Here is a 20,634-nt window from a genome sequence, read left to right on the forward strand (position 1 = left end):
CAGCAACCCCCGCGCCGCCTCCCCCGCCTCGCCCGGAGTCCATCGGCCCCCCTTGTCGGCGGTGGGGCCGGGACGCCAGCCCTCCATGACCGTGATCCGGCCGCCTTCGGCGGCGAAGACGCGGCCGGTGACGCCTTCGGAGGCGGCGGAGCCGAGCCAGACGACGAGCGGGGAGACGTTCTCGGGGGCCATGGCGTCGAAGGTGCCGTCCGTCGGCGCGGCCATGGTCTCGGCGAAGGTGTGCTCGGTCATCCGGGTGCGGGCGGCCGGGGCGATGGCGTTGACCTGGACTCCGTACCGGCCCAGTTCGGCGGCGGCCACCAGGGTGAGGCCGAGAACGCCGGCCTTGGCGGCGGAGTAGTTCGCCTGGCCGACGCTGCCCGCTAGGCCCGCGCCGGAGCTGGTGTTGACCACGCGCGCCCGCGGTGTGCGGCCCGCCTTGGCCTCCGCGCGCCAGTGCGCGGCCGCGTGCCGGAGCGGCAGGAAGTGGCCCTTGAGGTGGACGCGCAGGACGGCGTCCCACTCGTCCTCGGTCAGGTTCACCAGCATCCGGTCGCGGACGAAGCCCGCGTTGTTGACCAGGGTGTCCAGGCGCCCGTACGTGCCGAGCGCGGTGGCGACGAGCGAGGCGGCGCCCGCGGGCGTGGCGATGTCCCCGCCGTGGGCGACCGCTTCGCCGCCCGCCGCGCGGATCTCCGCGGCGACCGATTCGGCGGGTCCGCCGGCCTCCGCCGCCGCGCTGCCGTCCGGCCGTACGCCCAAGTCGTTGACGACGACCCGCGCGCCCTCGGCCGCGAACGCCAGGGCGTGGGCGCGCCCGAGGCCCCGGCCCGCCCCGGTGACGACGACCACGCGCCCGGCGCACAGCCCCGCCCCGGCCGCTTCGTCCCGCACGTTCTCAGTCATCTGCGTCCTCCTGGTCGGTGGTTGCGGGCGTACGGGACGTGGGCGGCGGCCCGCTCGGAGTACCGGCGGCGCCCAGGAACGCCGGCCGTTCGCCCCCGCCGTGGACGGCGAGGCTGGCGCCGGTCACGTACCCGCACCGGTCCCCCGCCAGGAAGGCGCAGACCTCGCCGATCTCGTCGGGCGTCGCGAGCCGGCCGAGCGGGACGGTGCGGCCGACGGCAGCGACGCCCGCCGCGTCGCCGTAGTGCAGGTGGGAGCGTTCGGTGTGCACCATGCCGACGACGAGCGTGTTGACGCGGATGTGCGGTGCCCATTCGACGGCCAGGGTGCGGGCGAGGTTTTCCAGGCCCGCCTTGGCGGCTCCGTAGGCGGCGGTGCCGGGCGAGGGGCGGGTGCCGCTGACACTGCCGATCATGATGATGGAGCCGCCGGCCGGCTGGTCCGCCATGACGGCGCGGGCGGCGAGGGATGCGGTGAGCGGCGCGACGAGGTTCAACTCGATGATTCGGGCGGCCTGCTGCGGTGTGGAGTCGGCGAGGAGCCGGTACGGGGTGCCGCCCGCGTTGTTGACGAGGATGTCGAGACTGCCGTACCGGTCCCGTACGCGGGCGAAGCAGGCGGTGACCGCATCCGAGTCACGTACGTCCACCGGTTCGAAGGCGGCGGCGCGCCCGTCCGCCCCCTCGACCGGCCGTTGCGGCGGGCGGCGCGCGGCGGCGACGACCGTGGCGCCCGCCGCGAGCAGGGCCCTGGCAATGCCGGCGCCGACGCCCCGCGTGCCGCCCGTGACGACCGCGACGCGCCCCGACAGGTCGATGCCGATCGCCAAAAGGCCACCTCCGCCCTCCCGTTGCGGGCGCCGCGCTGCTACCTTCTCAGACACCCGGCACCTAACAAACGTTTGGTGGAAAGGTAGCTGATCCGCCCATGGGTGTCTCCACCGCCGTCACACTGTCCCGTCCCGGGAACGGCATCGCGCTCGTCACCGTCGACCGGCCGCCGGTCAACGCCCTGCCCGTACAGGGGTGGTTCGACCTCGCCGACGCGGTACGGGCGGCCGGCCGCGACCCCGGCACCCACTGCGTGGTACTCGCCGCCGCCGGGCGCGGGTTCAACGCCGGGGTGGACATCAAGGAGTTGCAGCGGACGCCGGGGCACGGCGCGCTGCTCGGCGTCAACCGCGGGTGCCACGCGGCGTTCGGGGCCGTGTACGACTGCGAGGTGCCGGTCGTCGCCGCCGTGCAGGGCCACTGCCTGGGCGGCGGGATCGGGCTGGTCGGCAACGCGGACGCGATCGTGGCGAGCGAGGACGCGACGTTCGGCCTGCCGGAACTGGACCGTGGCGCGCTCGGCGCGGCCACCCATCTCGCCCGGCTCGTCCCGCCGCACCTGATGCGCACCCTCTACTACACCTCGCGCACCGTGACCGCCGCCGAACTCCACCGGCACGGCTCGGTGTGGGAGGTGGTGCCGCGCGACGCGCTGCTGGCGGCGGCGCTGCGGCTGGCCGGGGAGATCGCCGCCAAGGACGGGTACCTGCTGCGGCTGGCCAAGGCCGCCATCAACGGCATCGACCCCGTCGATGTGCACCGCAGCTACCGCTTCGAGCAGGGCTTCACCTTCGAGGCCAGTCTCAGCGGAGTGGCGGACCGGCACCGGGACGCGTTCGGGAGCGGGACGCCGCGCCCGGCGGACCAGTCCGGCGCGGAAGCCGTCAACCCGCCCTCGAAGGAGCCGAGTTGATGGACAAAGTCATGACCGCCGACGACGTGGTGGCCCGGCTGGCGAGCGGGATGACGGTCGGCATCGGCGGCTGGGGCTCGCGGCGGAAGCCGATGGCGCTCGTACGGGCCCTGCTGCGGTCCCCGCTGACGGACCTCACCGTCGTCTCCTGCGGCGGCCCTGACGTGGGCCTGCTGGCCGCTGCCGGGAAGATCCGCCGGCTGGTCATGCCCTTCGTCACCCTGGACTCGATCCCGCTGGAGCCGCATTTCCGCGCGGCCCGCGAGCGCGGCGCCTTCGCGCTGACCGAGCTGGACGAGGCGATGTTCATGTGGGGGCTGACGGCGGCCGGACAGCGGCTGCCCTTCCTGCCGGTACGGGCCGGGCCGGGGTCCGACGTGCTGCGGGTCAACCCCCACATCCGTACGGTGACCTCGCCGTACGCGGACGGCGAGGAGCTTGCGGCCGTCCCCGCGCTACGGCTGGATGCGGCGCTGGTGCACCTCAACCGGGCGGATGCGCGCGGCAACGGGCAGTACCTGGGGCCCGATCCGTATTTCGACGACCTCTTCTGCGAGGCGGCGGACGCGGCGTACGTCTCGTGCGAGCGGATCGTGGACGGCGCGGAGCTGAACCGGGCGGGCGGCCCGCAGACGCTGCTGGTCAGCCGGATGTTCGTCAGCGGTGTCGTCGAGGCGCCGCACGGCGCGCACTTCACCTCGTGCGCGCCGGACTACGGGCGGGACGAGGCGTTCCAGCGGTCGTACGTACGGGCGGCGGCGGACCCGGACGCCTGGGCCGGGTTCGTCGAGCGCTTCCTGTCGGGCGACGAGGACGACTACCGGTCCGCGGTCGCCGCCTTCACCGAGGAGACCGCCGAAGAGACCGCCGGGGAGCGCTCATGACAGCCGGGTCCGGACCCAGGACCGCCACCCGCGCCGAGTGCTGTGTGGTGGCCTGCGCCGAAGTCTGGCGCGGCGCGGGCGAAGTGCTCGCCTCCCCCATGGGCACCGTGCCCGCCCTCGGCGCCCGGCTCGCGAAACGCACCTTCGCCCCCGAGCTCCTGCTGACGGACGGCGAGGCGCTGCTCGTCGGCGACGCGCCGGAGGCAGGGAACGGAGCGCCGGTGGCGGAGGGCTGGCTCCCCTACCGCCGCCATCTGGCGCTGGTCGCCACGGGCCGCCGGCACGTCATGATGGGCGCGAGCCAGATCGACCGGTACGGCAACCAGAACATCTCCTGCATCGGGGACTGGGCGCGCCCGTCCCGGCAGCTGCTCGGGGTGCGCGGCGCGCCCGTCAACACGCTCAACCACCCGACCAGTTACTGGGTGCCCCGGCACTCGCCCCGGACCTTCGTCGAGCGGGTCGACATGGTGTGCGGCGTCGGGTACGACCGGGCCGCGGCGGCCGGGCCGTCCGCCACCCGCTTCCACGATGTCCGGGAGGTCGTCAGCGACCTCGGTGTCTTCGACTTCGACACGCCGGACCGCACGATGCGCATCCGGTCGCTGCACCCCGGCGTACGAGTGGAGGACGTACGGGAGGCGACCGGGTTCGTGCTGCGCGTGCCGGACGGCGGGGTGCCCGGAACCAGGGCGCCGGACGCCGCCGAGCTGCGGCTGATCCGCGAGGTGCTCGATCCGGGCGGGCTGCGCGACCGGGAGGTGCCGCCGTGCGGGCCCTGACCACCGCGCTCACCGAGCTGACCGGCGTCCGGTACCCGATCGTGCAGACCGGCATGGGCTGGGTCGCCGGGCCGCGCCTGGTCTCCGCCACCGCCGAGGCCGGGGCGCTCGGCATCCTGGCCTCCGCCACCATGTCCACGGAGCGGCTGCGGGCCGCGGTCCGCGAGGTGGCGGCCCGTACGGACCGGCCGTTCGGCGTCAATCTGCGGGCGGACGCCGGGGACGCCGCGGAGCGGGTGCGGATCATCATCGAGGAGGGCGTACGGGTGGCCTCGTTCGCGCTGGCGCCCTCGCGGGAGCTGATCGCCCGGCTGAAGGACGCGGGCGTGGTCGTCCTCCCGACGGTGGGGGCGCGGCGGCACGCGGAGAAGGTCGCCGCGTGGGGCGCGGACGCGGTGGTCGTCCAGGGGGCCGAGGGCGGCGGGCACACCGGCGAGGTGGCCACCACCGTCCTGCTGCCGCAGGTCGTGGACGCGGTGGACATCCCGGTCGTGGCGGCCGGGGGCTTCCACGACGGGCGCGGGCTGGTGGCCGCGCTGGCCTTCGGCGCGGCGGGCGTGGCCATGGGCACGCGGTTCCTGCTCACCTCCGACAGCACCGTCCCGGCCGCGGTCAAGGCGCGCTACCTGGCCGCCTCGGTGCGGGACGTGACGGTGACGCGCAAGGTGGACGGGCTGCCGCACCGGATGCTGCGGACGGACCTGGTCGCCGCCCTCGAACGGTCCGGGCGTCCGGCGGCCCTGCTGCGGGCCGTGCGGCACGCGGCGGCGTTCCGGAAGCAGGCGGGCACGGGCTGGGCCCGTATGGTGCGCGACGGGCTGGCCATGAAGCGCGGCGCCGAGCTGACCTGGGGGCAGGTGCTGCTGGCCGCGAACACGCCGATGATGCTGCGGGCCGGGCTGGTGGAGGGCCGTACCGACGCCGGGGTGCTGGCGTCCGGTCAGGTGGCGGGGCTCATCGACGACCTGCCGTCGTGCGCGGAACTGGTCGAGCGTGTGATGGCCGAGGCGGCGGCGACGCTGGACCGGCTGGGGGCGGGCCGCCCGGCCTGAGGGGCGGGCCGCCCGGCCCGAGCAGGCCGCCGCCGGGACCCGTACCGTACGCGCCGACACGCCGCCACCGTCTCGAACACATGCCCCGAATATCGAACGGGACTCCGGCGGACTACGGTGGGGACGACCAGAAAGGTTGCCCGTGGTGCCGCCGCGGGCGGAGGTTTCCGTCGGGGGAGATCACATGCGCAAGTTCCTCGCCACGGCCGTCGCGGTGACGGCGCTCAGCACGACGCTCGGCCTGGCCACGGCGTCCCAGGCCGCCGCGGCCCCGCGGGCGCCGCAGTGCGCCAAGGTGATGAAGTACTTCACCAAGGACCACCAGCGGCTCGTCCGCCTGAAGAACCTCTGCAGGCAGCGCCCGGCCTGCTACACGATCGTCGTACCGGCCCGGCCGACCGTGAACGGCCGCCTCGCCAAGGGGCAGACGAAGGACGTCCGGTACGGCACGGACCGGGGCCCGCGCGCCCTGTATGTGAAGAACCGGGCCTGCTGACCCGGAGGCACCGCCGGGCCGGGGACGTCCCCGGTCCGGTTCACAGCCGTTCGATCACCGTCACATTGGCCTGCCCGCCGCCCTCGCACATCGTCTGGAGGCCGTAGCGCCCGCCGGTGCGCTCCAGCTCGTGCAGCAGCGTCGTCATCAGCCGGCACCCGGTCGCGCCGAGCGGGTGGCCGAGCGCGATGGCGCCGCCGTTGACGTTGACCCGCGCGGGATCGGCGCCGGTCTCCTTGAGCCAGGCCAGCACGACCGGCGCGAACGCCTCGTTGATCTCCACGAGGTCGATCGCGTCGATGCGCAGCCCGGTCTTCTTCAGGGCGTGCGCGGTGGCCGGGATCGGCGCGGTCAGCATCCGGATCGGGTCCTCGCCGCGTACGGACAGGTGATGGACGCGGGCGCGCGGTGTCAGGCCGTGCTCCCGTACGGCGCGCCCGCTCGCCAGCAGGAGGGCCGCCGCGCCGTCGGAGACCTGGGAGGAGACGGCGGCGGTGAGCCGCCCGCCGGGCACCACGGGCGGCAGGGCCGCCATCTTCGCCGCAGAGGTGTCGCGCCGCGGGCCCTCGTCGGCGATCACGTCCCCGTACGGGACCACCTCGCGCGCGAAGCGTCCCTCGTCGAGGGCGCGCACGGCCCGCCGGTGCGAGCGCAGCGCGTACTCCTCCATGTCCGTACGGGATATGCCCCACTGCTCAGCGATCAGCTCGGCGCCGTGGAACTGGTTCACGGGCCGGTCGCCGTAGCGGGCGCGCCAGCCCGCGCTGCCCGCGAACGGGCCCTCGGTCAGGCCGAGCGGTTCGGCGGCCCGGCGGCTCGCGAAGGCGATGGGGACCATCGACATGTTCTGGGTGCCGCCCGCGACCACCAGGTCCTGGGTGCCGGAGAGCACGCCCTGCGCGGCGAAGTGGACGGCCTGCTGGGAGGAGCCGCACTGCCGGTCCACGGTGACGCCCGGCACCTCCTCCGGCAGCCCGGCCGCCAGCCAGCTGGTCCGGGCGATGTCACCGGCCTGCGGGCCGACCGCGTCCAGGCAGCCGAAGACCACGTCGTCCACGGCGGCCGGGTCCACGCCCGTACGCGCCATCAGCGCTTCGAGCACATGGGCGCCGAGGTCGGCCGGGTGCGCGGCGGCGAGTGAGCCGCCGCGCCTGCCGACGGGGGTGCGCAGCGCGTCGATGATGTAAGCCTCGGCCATGCGGGCTCCTCGGTCGTCGGGGCGTGCGGAGCGTGCGCGGTGTTTCCCGGAGGTGCTGTGCGGTCAGTCCCGTACGGCGATGCCGTCCAGCACCATCGTCAGGTACTGGCGGGCGATCTCCTCCGGGCCGTGGTGGCCGCCCGGCCGGTACCAGCTCGCGGCGACCCAGACGGTGTCGCGGACGAACCGGTAGGTGAGCCGGACGTCCAGTTCGGGGCGGAAGACGCCCTCGGTGACGCCGCGCTCCAGCGTGCCGAGCCACGCCTTCTCGAACTTGCGCCGGGAGTCGGCGAGGTAGCCGAAGCGGGGGCGGGCGGCCAACTGCCGGGACTCGTTCTGGTAGATGGCGACGGCGGCGCGGTGCCGGTTGATCTCCCGGAAGGACTCGGTGACCAGGGCCTCGATGGTCTCCCGGGGGCCGAGCCCGGCCGCGAGCACCGCGTCGTAGCCGGCCCACAGCTCGTCCAGGAACGTGCTGAGGATCTCGTCCAGCATCGCTTCCTTGGAGTCGAAGTGGTAGTAGAGGCTGCCCGCGAGCAGCCCGGCCTCGTCCGCGATGCGGCGTACGGTCGTGGCGCTGTAGCCGTGTGCGGCGAACACCTCGGCCGCGGTGGCGAGCAGTTCGCGGCGGCGGGCGGGCGACGGGTTCACGGCGGACTTTCCCGCGGCGGGCTTCTTCTGGGACTTGCCGCCGGTCTTCCGGGGCTTGCTGTCGGTGGGCACCGGGCCATTGTCGCTCCCCGCTCACGCGCGCTGACTGCTGACCGGGACCGTCTCGCCGGTCATGTACGAGGCGTAGTCGCTGGCCAGGAAGACGATGACGTTGGCGACCTCCCACGGTTCCGCGGAGCGCCCGAACGCCTCCCGGGCGGCCAGCCCGGCCAGCAGTTCCTCGTCGGCGACCTTCGCCAGGTGCGGGTGGACGGCCAGGCTGGGCGAGACGGCGTTGACCCGGACCCCGTACGCGGCGGCCTCGACGGCGGCGCAGCGGGTCAGCGCCATCACCCCGGCCTTGGCGGCGGCGTAGTGCGCCTGGCCGCGCTGGGCCCGCCAGCCGACGACGGAGGCGTTGTTGACGATCACGCCGCCCCGGCCCGCGGTCCGCATCCGGCGCAGCGCGGCGCGGGTGCAGCGGAAGGTCCCGTTCAGCGTGACGTCGAGAACGGCGGTCCACTGCGCGTCGGTCATCGCCACCAGGTCGGCGCTGCCGCCGAGCCCGGCGTTGTTGACGACCACGTCCAGCCGCCCGTGCCGCCGCTCGACGCCGTCGAAGAGGGCGTTGACCTGGGTCTCGTCGGTGACGTCGCAGGGCAGCGCGGCGACTCGCGCGGCGCCGAACTCGGCGGCGAGCGCCGCCTCGGACTCCTTCAGGCGCCGGGCGTGCGCGTCGGAGAGGACCACGTCCGCGCCCTCCTCCAGGAGCCGGCGGGCGGTGGCGCCGCCGATGCCGGTGCCCGCCGCGGCGGTGACGACCGCGGTCCGGCCGGCGAGCAGGCCGTGTCCGGGGACGTACGGGGGTGGCTGGGGTGCCGGGTGCGCCGTCGGAGGCTTCTCGGGCGTCATGGCCGTACGCTAACCTACCTAACACTTGTTAGGGAACGGTCGCGGCGCAGCCGCGGCCCCCGGCGGGACCCGCGCCGGAGCCAGCCGCCACCGCGACGGGAGGCCGCTCGCCGATGGACCTCGAACTCGCCCCGCAGGACGAGGAGTTCCGGCAGGAGGCGCGGGACTGGCTGGCCGCCCACGTGCCCGCCGAACCGCTGCCTTCCCTGGAGACGGCCGAGGGCTTCGCCGCCCACCGGACCTGGGAGCGCGAGCTGCACGGCGGCCGCTGGTCGGCCGTGACCTGGCCGGAGGAGTACGGCGGGCGGGGCGCGTCGGTGCTGCAATGGCTGCTCTTCGAGGAGGAGTACTACGCGGCGCGCGCTCCGGGCCGGGTCTCCCAGAACGGCGTCAGCCTGCTCGCCCCCACCCTCTTCGCGCACGGCACGGACGAGCAGGTGGCGCGGGTGCTGCCGCCGATGGCGCGCGGGGAGACGGTCTGGGCGCAGGCGTGGTCGGAGCCCGGCGCCGGCTCCGATCTCGCCGCGCTGCGCTCGGCCGCCGTACGGACCGACGGCGGCTGGCTGCTGCGCGGGCACAAGACGTGGTCCTCCCGCGCCGCCTTCGCGGACCGGGCCTTCGGGCTGTTCCGCAGCCATCCCGGCGCGGACCGGCCGCACCACGGCCTGACGTATCTGATGTTCGACCTGTCCGCGCCCGGCGTGACGGTACGGCCCATCGGCCGCCTCGACGGCAAGCCCGCCTTCGCCGAACTCCTCCTGGAGGACGTGTTCGTGCCGGACGCGGACGTGATCGGCGAGCCCGGGCAGGGCTGGCGGGTGGCGATGAGCACGGCGGGCGACGAACGCGGGCTCACCCTGCGCAGCCCCGGGCGCTTCACGGCCGCCGCCGGCCGCCTCGCCGCCCTGTGGCGGGACACGGCCGACCCCGCGGACACGGCGCTGCGCGACCGGGTCGCCGACGCGGTGATCGGCGCCCGCGCCTATCAACTGGCCGCCTACGCCCAGGCGTCGCGGCTCGCGGCGGGCGGCGCTCCGGGGGCCGCGGGGACGCGAACCAGCACCCCTGGCGCGGCGGCGAGCCTCACCAAGGTCTTCTGGTCCGAACTCGACATCGCCTTGCACGAGACGGCACTCGACCTCCTCGGGCCGCGCGGCGAACTCGCCGACGCCGCCCCCGAGGCGCCGGACCACGGCAGCTGGGCCGACGGCTGGATCTTCGCGCTGGCGGGTCCGGTCTACGCCGGTACGAACGAGATCCAGCGCGACATCATCGCCGAGCGGCTGCTGGGCCTGCCGAAGGGGCGGCGCTGAGCGGGCCGCGCCGGTGAGAGGAGTGGGGATGCGGTTCCTGCTGGACGCGGAGCAGGCGGAGTTCGGCCGGACGCTCGGCCGCGTGCTGGCGGCGGCGGACACCCCGGCCGCCGTACGGGCCTGGGGCGCCGGTGACAGCGCCCCCGGGAGTGCGGTGTGGCGGCGGCTCGCCGGGGCCGGGGTGTTCGGGCTCGCCGTACCGGAGAAGTACGGGGGCGCGGGGTTCCTGCCCGTCGAACTGGTCGTCTCCTTCGTGGAGTTGGGGCGGTATGCCATACCCGGCCCGGTGGTGGAGACCGCTGCGGCGGCGGTGCTGCTGGAGCGGCTCGGTGACACGGGCGGCCCGGCCGGCGTCTGGCAGCCCGCGATCGCGGCCGGGGACGCGATGGTGTCGTACGCGGACCTGACCCGCGGGCCGTACGCCCTCGACGCGGCGACCGCCGATGCGACGTTCCTCGTCGACGGCGACACGCTGCGGGCGTCCGGCGGGAGCGGGCCGGTCCAGCCCTCGGTCGACCCGGCGCGGCGGCTGACCCGGTGCCCGGGCGGGGCCGTCCTGGCGAGCGGACCGGCCGTGCGGGTCGCCGCCGCGCGGGCCGACGACATCGCGCGGCTGCTCACGGCGGCCCAGGCGCTCGGCGTCGGCCGACGGCTGCTGGACGACACGGTGGCGTACGTGAAGCAGCGCACCCAGTTCGGCGTCGCCGTCGGCTCGTTCCAGGCGGTGAAGCACCGGCTGGCGGATGTGCTGCTGGCGCTGGAGTTCGCCGAGCCGCTGGTGTACGGGGCGGCAGTGGAGTCCGCGAGGGCTTCGCAGGCGGGAACGGCGGGTGCGGCGGATGCCGTGGGCGTCGGCATCGCGATGGCGAAGGTGGCAGCGGGCGAGGCGGCATATGCCGCGGCGCGGGCCGCGCTCCAGCTGCACGGAGCCCTCGGCTATACCGATGAGCTGGACCTCTCCCTGTGGATACGGAAGGCACGGGCCCTGCGAAACGCCTGGGGCACACCCGCGGAGTGCCGGGCCCGCGTCCTCGCCGACCACACCGCACCGGCCCGGTGACGGCGCAAATGTTTCACGAGTAAAACACCTGTTAAGCTTTTTGCCATGGGGAAGCATGCCAGGCCCACGGGAAAGCGCGCGGCGGCCACGTCCGGGAGCGGCGGCGCCGTACGCGCCCGGCCGCTGCCCATCAGGAGCACGGTGCTGCTGCGCCGCCCCGTGGACATCTGGCACAAGCCCGCGCTGAGCGCCGTCGTCGCGCTCGGCATCCCCGAGTTCACGCTGCTCGCGCTGGGGCGCATGGACCTGGTGCTCTACACCTCGGCCGGCGCGATGTGCGCCCTGTACGCGCACGGTCTGCCGTACGCCGCGCGGGCCCGCACCCTGATGTGGGTGGTGCTCGGCATGGTCGCGAGCCTCGGCGCCGCCCTGACGGCGGCCTCCCTGACCACCTCGGTCCCGTTGCTCGTCCTCCTCGCCTCGCTGGTCGCCGCCGTGCACAAGATGATGTGCGACGCGACGCGCGTCGGGCCGCCCGGAAACCTGATCTTCACCTTCATCTCGGCGTCCGCCTTCTTCGTTCCGCAGCGGATCGGGCAGGTGCCCTTCCACGTGGCGCTGGCGCTCGGCGCGGGCGGGCTCGCCTGGCTGGTGTGCATGGCGCCCGCGCTGGTCAGGCCGCGCGGCCCGGAGCGGATCGCGACGGCGCGGGCGCTGGAGGCCGCCGCCGGGCTGCTGCGCTCCGGCCCGGCCGCGGCGGACGCCCACGGCGGGCCCGACCGCGCCCGGCACGCCACCGCGGCCGCCGTGAACGCCGCCTGGCAGACGCTGTTCCAGGTGCCGGGCCGCACACCCGCCGCAGCAGCCGCCCGCGCAGGGCTGGAGCGGCTGCTCGTACGGGCCGAGTCGGCCCTCGCGGCCCCGGAGGCCGATACGGCGGAGGCCGAGCGTTATGCGGCGTGGGCCCGTGACCTGCGCCGGGGCCGCCCGCTGCCGGAGGTCACGCTCACCGGCGCGCAGGCCGGCGAGCTGGCGGGGATCACCGCCGAGCACGAACAGGCAGCAGGCGCTACGCCGCGCCGTCCCGCTCCCGGCCGCCCGCACGGCTTTCCCGCCGTGCTCCGCCGCCTCGCGCCCGGCTCACCGCTGCTGCCCATCGGCGCGCGGGTCGCCGCGGGCTGCGCGCTGGCGGGCTGGGCCTCGATGGCGGTCGGTGTCGGCCATCCGTACTGGGCCGTGGTCACCGCGGCCTCCATCTACCAGGCCAACACCACCCTGTCCTGGCAGCGGGCCCTCCAGCGCACCCTCGGCAACCTGCTCGGCCTGCTGCTCTTCACCGCGCTGCTGCCGGTGATCCACACCGGCCACCTGGCAATGATCCTGCTGGCGCTCACCTTCCAGTTCTGCGCGGAGGCGAGCATCACCCGCAACTACTGGCTGGGCTCGGTCTGGGTCACCCCGATGGCGCTGCTGCTGACCGAATTCGCACGCCAGCTGCCCGCCCGGACGCTGGTCACCGACCGCTGGATCGACACCGTCGTGGGCGCCGCCGTGGGTCTGGCCTGCTGCGTCCTGGTGACCAACCGCCGCGCGGCGGACCGCATCGAGATCGCGCTCGACCAAGTGGCCGCGGCCGAGGCGGCGGCCCTGCGGCTGCTGGACGGTGACGGCGGGCCGGGCGACGAGGACGTACCGGACGGTGACGGCATACCGGACGACGGGGCCCGCCGGATCGGCTGGGCGCGGGACCGGCTCGCCGCGAGCCTGATGGAGCTGCGGGAGGCGGTGGAGGTGTCGGCCGGCGAGTGGTGGCAGCGCGCCGTCCCCGAGGAGCGCGTCGCCCTGGCCGAGCAGCGGGGACACCGGACGCTGGCCCGGCTCGTCCGCCGGCTGTCCGCGCCGGCGCTGGCCGCGTAGCGCGTGTCCGCCGGACCGGGCCGCCCGCCGGGAGCCGCACCCCGGACCGCGCCGGTGCCGCCCGCGCCGCCCCGGACCGCTCGCGCGCCCGGCGCCAGGCAGAATGGCCGGGCGCGGCGCGGCGCGGGGCCCGGACGGCGGCCCGTGGTCCGCCGTGCGCGACACAGGATGCCGACGGGGGCCGGGAGAGCCCGGGAAGAAGAGGTGCGCGCGTGACCGAGGACATCGTCGCGGGGGTGCTGCGCCAGTGGCAGCAGGTCCATCCGGGGCTGGACACCGGCCCGATGGCGGTGATCGGACGGCTCAACCGCTGTTCCGCGCTGTTGCAGCAGGCGGCCGACGCGCCGCTGCGGCGGGAGGGCCTGACCCGCCCGGAGTTCGACATCCTCGGGACGCTGCGGCGGATGGACCGCGAGCTGACGCCGGGCCGGATCGCGCGCGAGACGTTCGCCTCCGGGGCCGCGGTCACCAAGCGGGTACGGCAGTTGGAATCGCGCGGGCTGCTCGCGCGGCGCCCCGACGAGCGGGACCGGCGCGTCTCGCACCTCTCGCTCACCGACACGGGACGCGCGGTCATCGACCGGCTGCTGCCCGAGCAACTGCGCTACGAGGCCGGTCTGCTGGAGGGCATCGACGCCCGGCGGCAGGCCGAACTGTCGCAGGGGCTGAGCGAGTTGCTGGTACTGCTGGAGGGGCGGCTCGGCAGCCTGCTGGACTGACGGCGGCCGGGGGCGGGGCCGGGCGGTGCGCCGCCGTACGCCGGACGGGCGACGCCGCGTTCCCGGTGCCCGGGTGCGGGGAGGTATACGGAGCGGCGGGCGGTCCGCCGGAGTGGCGCGGCGGCCGTTCGCCCGGCGCCTCCCGGGCAACGCGCGCGGGCTGCGCAATGATGCGTTGCGTGAACGGCTCCGCAGGTGCCCGCAGGCCGGCGCCGGTCCCGAACACGGCCGAGGGAGGAACGCCGCAGTGTCCGAGCGCATGCCGCGCCCCACGAGGGGCGGTCAGCCGCGGCTCGCGGCCACCGCCGGGCGGGGACCGCCGGGGCACGGCCCCTGCCGTCCGCCCACCGCCCGCCCCGTCGCCCGGCGACCCGCTTCCTGAGGCAGCGTATGACTTCCCAATTCGACGGTATGGCCGCTCTGCACGAGCGCAGCATCGACGAGCTGCCCTTCAGACGGCACATCGAGATGCCCTCCGTCCTCGCCGCGGCGGGCGGCGTCGAGGGATGCCGGGTCCTGGACCTCGGCTGCGGTTCGGGGCTCTACGCCCGCTTCTTCGCCCGCAACGGCGCGGGCGGCGTGCTCGGCGTCGACCGCTCCCCCGGGCTGATCGCGCACGCCCGGCACCGCGAGGAGGTCGAGCCCCTGGGCGTGCGCTACCTGGTCCACGACGAAGCGACGACGGACACCCTCACCGGCGCGTTCGACCTGGCCGTGTCCGTCTACGCGCTGTCGTACGCCGCCACCCCGGCCGCGCTCACCCGCCTGTGCGCCGCCGCCCGCGCCACCCTCGCCCCCGGCGGCCGTTTCGTGGCCGCCACGCTCAACCCGGACTTCGCGACGGTCCCCCACTACTACCGGCCCTACGGTTTCGACCTCACCGTGGCCGACCCGCACCTGCGCGACGGCGACCCCGTCGGCCTGCACGGCCGTGCCGACGGGGAGAGCTTCCAGGTGACCGCCTACTACTGGTCCCGCGAGGCGCACGAACGGGCGCTGACGGAGGCCGGGTTCACCGATGTCGCCTGGCAGTCCCCGCGCACCGCCGCCGACGGCAGCGCGTCCCTGTTCGCGCGCTACCTGGCGGCGCCGCACGTCCTGGCCGTGTCCGCGCGGGTGCCCGGGGACTCCTCCCGGCGGTAACCGGGGTCACGGCTCCAGCCGGGCGATGCGCCCGTCCTCCCCCGCCGCCCAGCAGCCGGAATCCGGCGCGCAGTCGACGGTGTCGTACGAGCCGTCGTCGATGGCGTACCAGCGGCGCCCGCCGTCGAACGTCACGTCGCTGCCCGTCGGCCCGACGGCGAGGGCGGCCCGCGTGGAGCGGGGGAACCAGGCCACGCCGGACCGGTAGCGCTTCGGGGGCCGGACGGATGCCTGCCAGGACGCGCCGCCGTCCGCGCTCACCGCGGCGGCCTTGGGCGAGGGCTTGCCGGTCCGGTAGTCGCCGCCGACCGCGAGGCCGTGCGTACGGTCGCGGAAGGCCAGCCCGAAGATCCCGCGCGCCGGGTCGCCCGCCGGGACCGGCGTCTGTGACACGGTCCAGCTGCGCCCGCGGTCGGGCGAGTACAGCACCCGGCTGCGGGCCGCGCCGCCGGTGGCGAACCACGCGTCGTGGTCACCCGAGCTGACCAGGCACTGCCCGCTGGCCGCGAACGACGCCTCGCCCGGCTGGGCCGGGGGCATGCCGCGGGTGGGCAGCACCCGCCAATTGCGGCCGCCGTCGACGGTGGACAGGATGCGGTACGTCCCGTCGACGGGGTCGGCGAGCGCGATGCCGTGGCTGCTGTCGAAGAACGTCATGCAGTCGTAGAAGGCCCGCGGATCGGTGTTGCGGAAGCTCTCGGTCCAGGTGGCGCCGCCGTCGTCGGTACGGAAGACCCGGGACGCCTCGCCCTCGCCGGCCGCCAGGACCACGGCGTGCCGCGCGTCGAACGCCTCGATGTCGCGGAACTCCAGCTTGCCCGCGCCCGGCGGGGACACGTCGCGCCAGTGGTCGCCGCCGTCGCGGGTGCGCAGCACGGTGCCGCCGGTGCCGGCGACCCAGGCGGTGTGGCGGCTGACGGCGGCCAGGCCCCGGAAGCGGGCGTCGCTGCCGCTGTCCTTCAGGTCCCAGCCGCCGCGCAGCGCGGCGACCGCGGCCGGTCGAGCGGCGTCCTGCGCGGCGGCTGCCGCCCGTGCCGCGGTGCGCTGCGGCTGTGCGGACACGGGAGCGGTGCTCGCGGCACCGAGCGCCACCGCGCAGGCCGCCGCCCACAGCATGTGCTTCCGTCTCATCCGTCCCGGCTGTCCTGACTGTCCCGGCTTCCCCATGACCCTCATGGGGCTGGAAGCTAGCCCAGCCCGGACCCCCCGTCCAGGGACACCGGGCAACGGCTGCCCGAACTCTCGCCTCGCGTGCTCCGCCCGGCCCTCCTACTGTGCTGCACAGGGGGTGCGGAACGCCCGGAAGCGACGTACGAGGAGGTCGCGATGGACCGGCAGGAAGTGCGCCCGTGAACGCGCCGGCCCCGGTGACGGTGACCGACGACCGCGCCGCCCACCGCTTCGAGGCCCGGCTCGGCGGCGAACTGGCGGGCGTGGCCGCCTATCTGCGCGCCGAGGGGCTGCTCGCCCTCGTCCACACCGAGGTGGACCCGGTGTACGAGGGCAACGGCGTCGGTTCGGCGCTGACCCGGCACGCGCTGGACACGGCGCGGGCGGACGGGCTGCGGGTGCTGGCCGTGTGCCCGTTCGTCGCGGGCTGGATGGAGCGGCATCCCGAGTACCGGGACCTGGCGTACGAGAACCGCAGCAAGGTCACGGACTGAGTCCGGCGGTCGGGCCCGCGGATCAGGCGGCGCGGCAGACCCAGACCGGAATCCAGCCCCACCAGGCCCAGTGGCAGTGCCCGGGCGGGGACGGGTCGGGGGTCGGGGTGGGCGTCGGGGTCGGCGTGGGAGTGGGCGTCGGCCGGCCCGTGGGGCCGGTGGTGGGTTCCGGCGTGGGCCCGGTGGGCTCGACGGTCGGCGCGGACTCCGTCGGCCGAGGGCTCGGCGTCGGCCGTGGGCTCGGCCCGGCGCTCGTGGCCGAGCCGGTCGGCCCCGGGGCCGGTCCCGGCCGCCCGGTCGCGGTCGGTGCGGGATCTTCCGGAGCGGCCGGCGGCACCGTCGGCGCGCTCGCCGTACCGCGCTCGGCCGGTTCGGGATCGGCGCCCGTGGGCGGCGTGGGGCCGAGGGCCGTCGGTACGGAAGTCGCCGACCGGTCCGCCCCGGGCGCGGCCCGGCCGGGCCCGGCGCCCGGCTGCGCGTCGCCGCCACCACCGGGCCGCGACGTCGCCGCTGCCGCCCGTTCGGCCGGAGCCCCCGCGTCGCCACTGGTCAGCACGGCGCCCGCGGCCACCGCCACCCCGGCGATCACCGCCACGCCGACCCCCGCCACGGCGGCGCCGGCCGGCCCGGCCTGACCGAACTGGCCGCGCAGCAGATGCCGTACGGCCGTACGTACGGAGGTGAGCGCACCGCTGCCCGCCGCGTGCCCGCCACCGGCCGTGGCGGTCCCTGCCCCGGCCGCCGCCAGCGGCACCAGGAACTTCGCCGAGCCGCCCGCCAGCAGCACCAGCAGCGCGGGGCCGGTGAGCGCGGGCAGCCGGTCGTTGGCCCGGGTCAGCAGCGCCCGGCGGGTCCGGCAGTCGGCGCAGTCGGTGAGGTGACCGGCGACCGCGTCGGTCTGCTTGGCGGTGGTCTCGCCCCGTACGTACGCGGGCAGCCGCTCCCAGTACCGTTCGCAGGCCGGGTCGTCCGGTGTGCCGGGCACCGTGCCGAGGAATGCCTGCCGCAGCCCCTCCCTGGCCCGGTGCAGCAGCACGGCCGTGGCGCCCCTGCCCGCTCCGATGGCCTCGCCGACCGCCTCCAGCGGCTGGTCCTCGGCCTCCGCCAGCCACAGCGCCGTCACCCAGCGCCGGGGCAGCTGCTCCATGACGCGGGCGAGAAGGTCGACGTAGGCGATGCGCTGCGCCGGGTCGGCGGACTCGGCCGCCGGTCCGGTCACCGGCCACGCGTGCCCGCCGTCCTCGGGGTCCTGCGGTATCTCCCGGGCGGCCGCCGCGCCGACGGTCGCGGCGAGGTGCCGGACGGTGGTGCGCAGGTAGGCGGGCACGTTGTCGATGTGGTGTCCGGACCGGATGCGGCGCCAGACCCGGAAGTGCGCCTCGGCGACCAGGTCCTCCGCGAGCCAGGCGCTGGTCGTCAGCGACCGCGCGTACCCGACCAGGCGCGGGTGCTCGCGCTCGTAGAGCCGGGCGTAGTCGTCCGCTGCCGACGCCTCGGACACCGCGGATGTCTCGGACATGTACCAACAACCCCTGACGTGTCACCACCGTCCCGGGCCGCAAGCTCGGACGGGGACGTTCCGGTTCCGGCAGCCTCGCATGGGTTTCGTGAGCGTAAGGACCGAATATCCGCTCCGCCAGGCGTTCGTGACGGACCTCACGCGGCCGTCCGGTCACCTCGCGTCATCTCCGGGGCGTCCTACCGGTCATAGAGAGGCAAGGACCTGTCCGCACCAGCATCGAGGAGCCGGCGATGCCCCATGTCATCGACCAAGCCGTCCACGCCCGTCTCATCGCGACCGTGCCCCGGTCGCGCCGGGTTCCCGCCCGGCTGCGCTACGACAGCGGCGACCCGTTCGCCGTGCGGGTCGTCTTCCCGCCGGTGGCGTCGCTGGACGGGATCGAGGTGGTGTGGACGTTCGCCCGCGACCTGCTGGCGGCGGGCCTGCGGGAGCCGTCCGGCCGGGGCGATGTGCACATCTGGCCGTGCGGCCCGGAGTACACGATGCTGGAGTTCCACACCGCCGACGGCCTGGCCATGGTCCAGTTCCAGGCCCGCGACCTGCGCGGGTTCCTGATGCGGTCGTACGGCGTGGTGCCCCTCGGCCGCGAGGGCCGTTACCTGGACGTCGAGGGCGACCTCGCCGCCCTGCTCCGCGAGGCGTAGGACCCGCCTCCGGGCGCGGCGGTCCTGCCTCCCCCGCCTCCCCTTCAGCCGCGCCCGAAGAGGCTGTTCAGCTCCCCGTATTCGAGTCCGCCGGCCAGCGTCGCGTACGTGCCGGCGGTCAGGATCTCCCGGGCGGCTCCGCGTACCAGGGCGTGCGCGGCCTGGGCGATGCCCGCGCCGACGCTGACCCGTGCGACGCCCAGCGCGCCCAGTTCGGCGACGGACGGTGCGCCGGGGCCCGCCATGACGTTCAGCGGGGCCACGACCCCCTCGGCCAGCGCCCGTACGGTCCCGGGGCGCACGGCTCCCGGGACGAAGATCCCGTCGGCTCCGGCCTCCACATAGACGGACGCCCGCTCCAGTGTGTCCTTCAGCCGTGCCTCCTCGTCGGGACCGGCCGCCGTCAGGTACGTGTCGATCCGGGCGTTGAGGAACAGCGGCACGCCCGCCGCGTCGGCCGCCCGGCGGGCGGCGGCGAGCCGGGCCGCCTGCTCGGGAGCGGGCCGCAGCGGCGCCGCCCCGCCATGGGTGGCGTCCTCGATGTTGACGCCGACGGCGCCCGCCGCGAGCACCCCGCGGACCGTCTCGGCGACCTCCTCGGGCCCGTCCCCGTACCCGCCCTCGATGTCCGCGGTGACCGGGACCTGGACGGCGGCGGCGATCCGGGCGATCAGCTCCAGCGCCCGGTCCCGGCCGAGCCGGTCGCCGTCCGCGGCGCCCAGGCCCCAGGCGGCGCCCGCGCTGGTGGTGGCGACGGCCGGGGCGCCCGCGTCCTCGATGAGGCGGGCGCTCGCGGTGTCCCAGGCGTTCGGGAGCACCAGGGGCGCGCCATGCTGCCGGGCGCTGTCGTGCAGGGCGCGGAAGGCACGGGCCTTGTCCAGGAGAGCGGGGTTCGCGGTGGGTTCGTACGGGCTTGCCGTGTGTGTCATGCCATCAGTCCAGCAGCAGCCGGGGCGCGGTACCGGCGAGTTTCCGACATATACGTACCCGGGCGTTCGTACCGGGTGATTTCCGTACCGCTCCGTCGCCGCTTGACTTCGAGTGCTCTCCAACATGAAGAGTTGGTCCCGTTCCCGATCACGGCACTCTTCCCCAGGAGCATCACCATGCGCACCACCACGCTCGGCAGCACCGGCCCCGAGGTCGGCGTCATCGGACTCGGCTGCATGGGCATGACCCATGCCTACGACCCGGACGGCCGGGACGACGCCACCTCGGTCGAGGTGATCCGGCAGGCGATCGATCTCGGTGTGACGCTGATCGACACAGCCGATGTCTACGGCCCGTACACCAACGAGGAGCTGGTGGGCCGGGCGCTGGCGGGCGGGTACCGGGAGCGGGTGGTGCTGGCGACGAAGGTGGGGCTGGAGACCGGGGAGGTCACGCCGGAGAACACCAGCGGGCTGGTGCGCAACGGCCGGCCCGAGCACATCCGCCGCTCCATCGACGCGAGCCTGCGCCGCCTGGGCACCGACCACGTGGACCTCTACCAGCTGCACCGGGTGGACCCGGAGGTGCCGGTCGAGGAGAGCTGGGGCGCGCTGGCCGAGGCGGCGCAGGCGGGCAAGGCGCGGCACATCGGCCTGTCGGAGCCGACCGTCGAGGAGATACGGCGGGCCCAGGCGATGCACCCGGTCGCCTCCGTGCAGTCCGAACTGTCGCTGTGGACCCGGGACGTGCTCGACGGGGTCCTGCCGTACTGCGAGGAGCAGGGCATCGCCTTCCTGCCGTTCTCGCCGCTCGGCCGCGGCTTCCTGACCGGCAGCATCACCTCGTTCGAGGAGCTGGCGGAGGACGACTTCCGGCGCCGGCTGCCGCGCTTCCAGCAGGAGGCGCTGAAGGCCAACCTGGACCTGGTGGCCAAGGTCCGCGCCATCGCCGGGCAGTACGGCGCCTCCCCCGCGCAGGTGGCGCTGGCCTGGGTACTCGCCCAGGGCCGGTTCGTCGTGCCGATCCCCGGCACCAAGACGCCCAAGTACCTGGTGGACAACGCGGGCGCGGCGGATCTGGTCCTGCCGCCCGAGGCGCTGGCCGAACTCGACGCGCTCCCGGCGGCCGCGGGCACCCGCTACTGAGCCCCGGCGTCAT

The 20,634-nt window shown here is 75.4% G+C and carries 21 protein-coding genes; 13 read left to right on the forward strand and 8 right to left on the reverse strand.

Going from position 1 to position 20,634, the window contains the following annotated elements; translation table 11 throughout:
* On the reverse strand, positions 1–906 hold a 906-nt coding region (locus ADK86_RS16780), incomplete at its 3' end, for an SDR family oxidoreductase (RefSeq protein ID WP_053697297.1).
* Complete coding sequence (locus ADK86_RS16785; RefSeq protein WP_053697298.1) at positions 899–1,735, reverse strand: SDR family oxidoreductase; 837 nt, start codon at positions 1,733–1,735, stop codon at positions 899–901. The genes ADK86_RS16780 and ADK86_RS16785, both read right to left, overlap by 8 nt.
* 98 nt (positions 1,736–1,833) lie before the next feature.
* Between ADK86_RS16785 and ADK86_RS16790 the strand changes: the two genes are divergently transcribed.
* The 5 genes from ADK86_RS16790 (at position 1,834) to ADK86_RS16810 (ending at position 5,863) form a co-directional block, all read left to right on the forward strand.
* On the forward strand, positions 1,834–2,649 hold the full coding sequence (locus ADK86_RS16790) for an enoyl-CoA hydratase family protein (RefSeq protein ID WP_053697299.1): 816 nt from the start codon (positions 1,834–1,836) through the stop codon (positions 2,647–2,649).
* The gene (locus tag ADK86_RS16795) at positions 2,649–3,533 is read left to right on the forward strand and encodes a CoA transferase subunit A (RefSeq protein ID WP_053697300.1); all 885 of its coding nucleotides are present in this window, start codon (positions 2,649–2,651) and stop codon (positions 3,531–3,533) included. Before ADK86_RS16790 ends, ADK86_RS16795 begins: the two co-directional genes overlap by 1 nt.
* Positions 3,530–4,315, forward strand: coding sequence for a CoA-transferase subunit beta (locus tag ADK86_RS16800; protein ID WP_053697301.1), 786 nt, complete (start codon positions 3,530–3,532; stop codon positions 4,313–4,315). Before ADK86_RS16795 ends, ADK86_RS16800 begins: the two co-directional genes overlap by 4 nt.
* The gene (locus ADK86_RS16805; RefSeq protein ID WP_053697351.1) at positions 4,312–5,367 is read left to right on the forward strand and encodes an NAD(P)H-dependent flavin oxidoreductase; all 1,056 of its coding nucleotides are present in this window, start codon (positions 4,312–4,314) and stop codon (positions 5,365–5,367) included. Before ADK86_RS16800 ends, ADK86_RS16805 begins: the two co-directional genes overlap by 4 nt.
* A gap of 184 nt (positions 5,368–5,551) precedes the next feature.
* Entirely contained in the window at positions 5,552–5,863 is a 312-nt protein-coding gene (locus ADK86_RS16810; RefSeq protein ID WP_030593378.1) for a hypothetical protein, read from the forward strand.
* Positions 5,864–5,903: 40 nt separating this feature from the next.
* Here the strand turns inward: ADK86_RS16810 and ADK86_RS16815 are convergent, their stop codons facing one another.
* The 3 genes from ADK86_RS16815 to ADK86_RS16825 all read right to left on the reverse strand — a co-directional run bounded on the left by ADK86_RS16815 (position 5,904) and on the right by ADK86_RS16825 (position 8,624).
* The gene (locus ADK86_RS16815; RefSeq protein WP_053697302.1) at positions 5,904–7,061 is read right to left on the reverse strand and encodes an acetyl-CoA C-acetyltransferase; all 1,158 of its coding nucleotides are present in this window, start codon (positions 7,059–7,061) and stop codon (positions 5,904–5,906) included.
* Positions 7,062–7,124: 63 nt separating this feature from the next.
* Positions 7,125–7,712 carry a TetR/AcrR family transcriptional regulator gene (locus ADK86_RS16820; protein ID WP_053697352.1) on the reverse strand — a complete coding sequence of 196 codons (588 nt, stop codon included), beginning with the start codon at positions 7,710–7,712 and terminating at the stop codon, positions 7,125–7,127.
* 93 nt (positions 7,713–7,805) lie between these two features.
* The gene (locus tag ADK86_RS16825; protein ID WP_053697303.1) at positions 7,806–8,624 is read right to left on the reverse strand and encodes an SDR family oxidoreductase; all 819 of its coding nucleotides are present in this window, start codon (positions 8,622–8,624) and stop codon (positions 7,806–7,808) included.
* A gap of 113 nt (positions 8,625–8,737) precedes the next feature.
* Between ADK86_RS16825 and ADK86_RS16830 the strand changes: the two genes are divergently transcribed.
* From ADK86_RS16830 to ADK86_RS16850, 5 genes are all read left to right on the forward strand, one after another.
* Entirely contained in the window at positions 8,738–9,937 is a 1,200-nt protein-coding gene (locus tag ADK86_RS16830) for an acyl-CoA dehydrogenase family protein (protein ID WP_053697304.1), read from the forward strand.
* 28 nt (positions 9,938–9,965) lie between these two features.
* Positions 9,966–10,997, forward strand: coding sequence for an acyl-CoA dehydrogenase (locus tag ADK86_RS16835; protein ID WP_053697305.1), 1,032 nt, complete (start codon positions 9,966–9,968; stop codon positions 10,995–10,997).
* Between the two features lie 45 nt (positions 10,998–11,042).
* Entirely contained in the window at positions 11,043–12,854 is a 1,812-nt protein-coding gene (locus ADK86_RS16840) for an FUSC family protein (RefSeq protein ID WP_053697306.1), read from the forward strand.
* Positions 12,855–13,066: 212 nt separating this feature from the next.
* Positions 13,067–13,573, forward strand: coding sequence for a MarR family winged helix-turn-helix transcriptional regulator (locus tag ADK86_RS16845; RefSeq protein ID WP_053697307.1), 507 nt, complete (start codon positions 13,067–13,069; stop codon positions 13,571–13,573).
* A gap of 390 nt (positions 13,574–13,963) precedes the next feature.
* A complete protein-coding gene (locus tag ADK86_RS16850; protein WP_053697308.1) occupies positions 13,964–14,716 on the forward strand; it encodes a class I SAM-dependent methyltransferase in 753 nt (250 codons plus the stop codon).
* A 6-nt stretch (positions 14,717–14,722) separates the two neighbouring features.
* Here ADK86_RS16850 and ADK86_RS16855 read toward each other — a convergent pair whose 3' ends face one another.
* Entirely contained in the window at positions 14,723–15,847 is a 1,125-nt protein-coding gene (locus ADK86_RS16855) for an oxidoreductase (protein WP_234345897.1), read from the reverse strand.
* A 218-nt stretch (positions 15,848–16,065) separates the two neighbouring features.
* Between ADK86_RS16855 and ADK86_RS16860 the strand changes: the two genes are divergently transcribed.
* Positions 16,066–16,380 (forward strand): GNAT family N-acetyltransferase, encoded by a 315-nt coding sequence (locus ADK86_RS16860; protein WP_053697309.1) that lies wholly within the window; start codon positions 16,066–16,068, stop codon positions 16,378–16,380.
* A 22-nt stretch (positions 16,381–16,402) separates the two neighbouring features.
* On the opposite strand, the gene ADK86_RS45195 is transcribed toward ADK86_RS16860, so the two are convergent.
* A complete protein-coding gene (locus ADK86_RS45195; protein WP_053697310.1) occupies positions 16,403–17,899 on the reverse strand; it encodes a sigma factor in 1,497 nt (498 codons plus the stop codon).
* Between the two features lie 233 nt (positions 17,900–18,132).
* Between ADK86_RS45195 and ADK86_RS16870 the strand changes: the two genes are divergently transcribed.
* Positions 18,133–18,546: an SsgA family sporulation/cell division regulator gene (locus ADK86_RS16870; RefSeq protein WP_030593409.1), complete on the forward strand. Its 414-nt coding sequence runs from the start codon at positions 18,133–18,135 to the stop codon at positions 18,544–18,546.
* Between the two features lie 44 nt (positions 18,547–18,590).
* On the opposite strand, the gene ADK86_RS16875 is transcribed toward ADK86_RS16870, so the two are convergent.
* Positions 18,591–19,475, reverse strand: a complete 885-nt coding sequence (locus tag ADK86_RS16875) for an isocitrate lyase/PEP mutase family protein (RefSeq protein WP_053697311.1) — start codon at positions 19,473–19,475, stop codon at positions 18,591–18,593.
* Between the two features lie 177 nt (positions 19,476–19,652).
* Here ADK86_RS16875 and ADK86_RS16880 point away from each other — a divergent pair, with 177 nt between their 5' ends.
* A complete protein-coding gene (locus tag ADK86_RS16880; protein WP_053697312.1) occupies positions 19,653–20,621 on the forward strand; it encodes an aldo/keto reductase in 969 nt (322 codons plus the stop codon).
* Positions 20,622–20,634 lie beyond the last annotated feature (13 nt).

Origin of the sequence: Streptomyces sp. NRRL F-5755 (assembly GCF_001279365.1) — a bacterium.
GTDB lineage: Bacteria > Actinomycetota > Actinomycetes > Streptomycetales > Streptomycetaceae > Streptomyces > Streptomyces rimosus.

Coding starts and splice junctions, on each gene's coding strand:
- ADK86_RS16790 (WP_053697299.1), top strand. CDS start 1,834: ATGGGTGTCTCCACCGCCGTCACACTGTCCCGTCCCGGGAACGGCATC.
- ADK86_RS16795 (WP_053697300.1), top strand. CDS start 2,649: ATGGACAAAGTCATGACCGCCGACGACGTGGTGGCCCGGCTGGCGAGC.
- ADK86_RS16800 (WP_053697301.1), top strand. CDS start 3,530: ATGACAGCCGGGTCCGGACCCAGGACCGCCACCCGCGCCGAGTGCTGT.
- ADK86_RS16810 (WP_030593378.1), top strand. CDS start 5,552: ATGCGCAAGTTCCTCGCCACGGCCGTCGCGGTGACGGCGCTCAGCACG.
- ADK86_RS16815 (WP_053697302.1), bottom strand. CDS start 7,061: ATGGCCGAGGCTTACATCATCGACGCGCTGCGCACCCCCGTCGGCAGG.
- ADK86_RS16825 (WP_053697303.1), bottom strand. CDS start 8,624: ATGACGCCCGAGAAGCCTCCGACGGCGCACCCGGCACCCCAGCCACCC.
- ADK86_RS16830 (WP_053697304.1), top strand. CDS start 8,738: ATGGACCTCGAACTCGCCCCGCAGGACGAGGAGTTCCGGCAGGAGGCG.
- ADK86_RS16835 (WP_053697305.1), top strand. CDS start 9,966: ATGCGGTTCCTGCTGGACGCGGAGCAGGCGGAGTTCGGCCGGACGCTC.
- ADK86_RS16840 (WP_053697306.1), top strand. CDS start 11,043: ATGGGGAAGCATGCCAGGCCCACGGGAAAGCGCGCGGCGGCCACGTCC.
- ADK86_RS16850 (WP_053697308.1), top strand. CDS start 13,964: ATGACTTCCCAATTCGACGGTATGGCCGCTCTGCACGAGCGCAGCATC.
- ADK86_RS16855 (WP_234345897.1), bottom strand. CDS start 15,847: ATGAGACGGAAGCACATGCTGTGGGCGGCGGCCTGCGCGGTGGCGCTC.
- ADK86_RS45195 (WP_053697310.1), bottom strand. CDS start 17,899: ATGTCCGAGACATCCGCGGTGTCCGAGGCGTCGGCAGCGGACGACTAC.
- ADK86_RS16870 (WP_030593409.1), top strand. CDS start 18,133: ATGCCCCATGTCATCGACCAAGCCGTCCACGCCCGTCTCATCGCGACC.
- ADK86_RS16875 (WP_053697311.1), bottom strand. CDS start 19,475: ATGACACACACGGCAAGCCCGTACGAACCCACCGCGAACCCCGCTCTC.
- ADK86_RS16880 (WP_053697312.1), top strand. CDS start 19,653: ATGCGCACCACCACGCTCGGCAGCACCGGCCCCGAGGTCGGCGTCATC.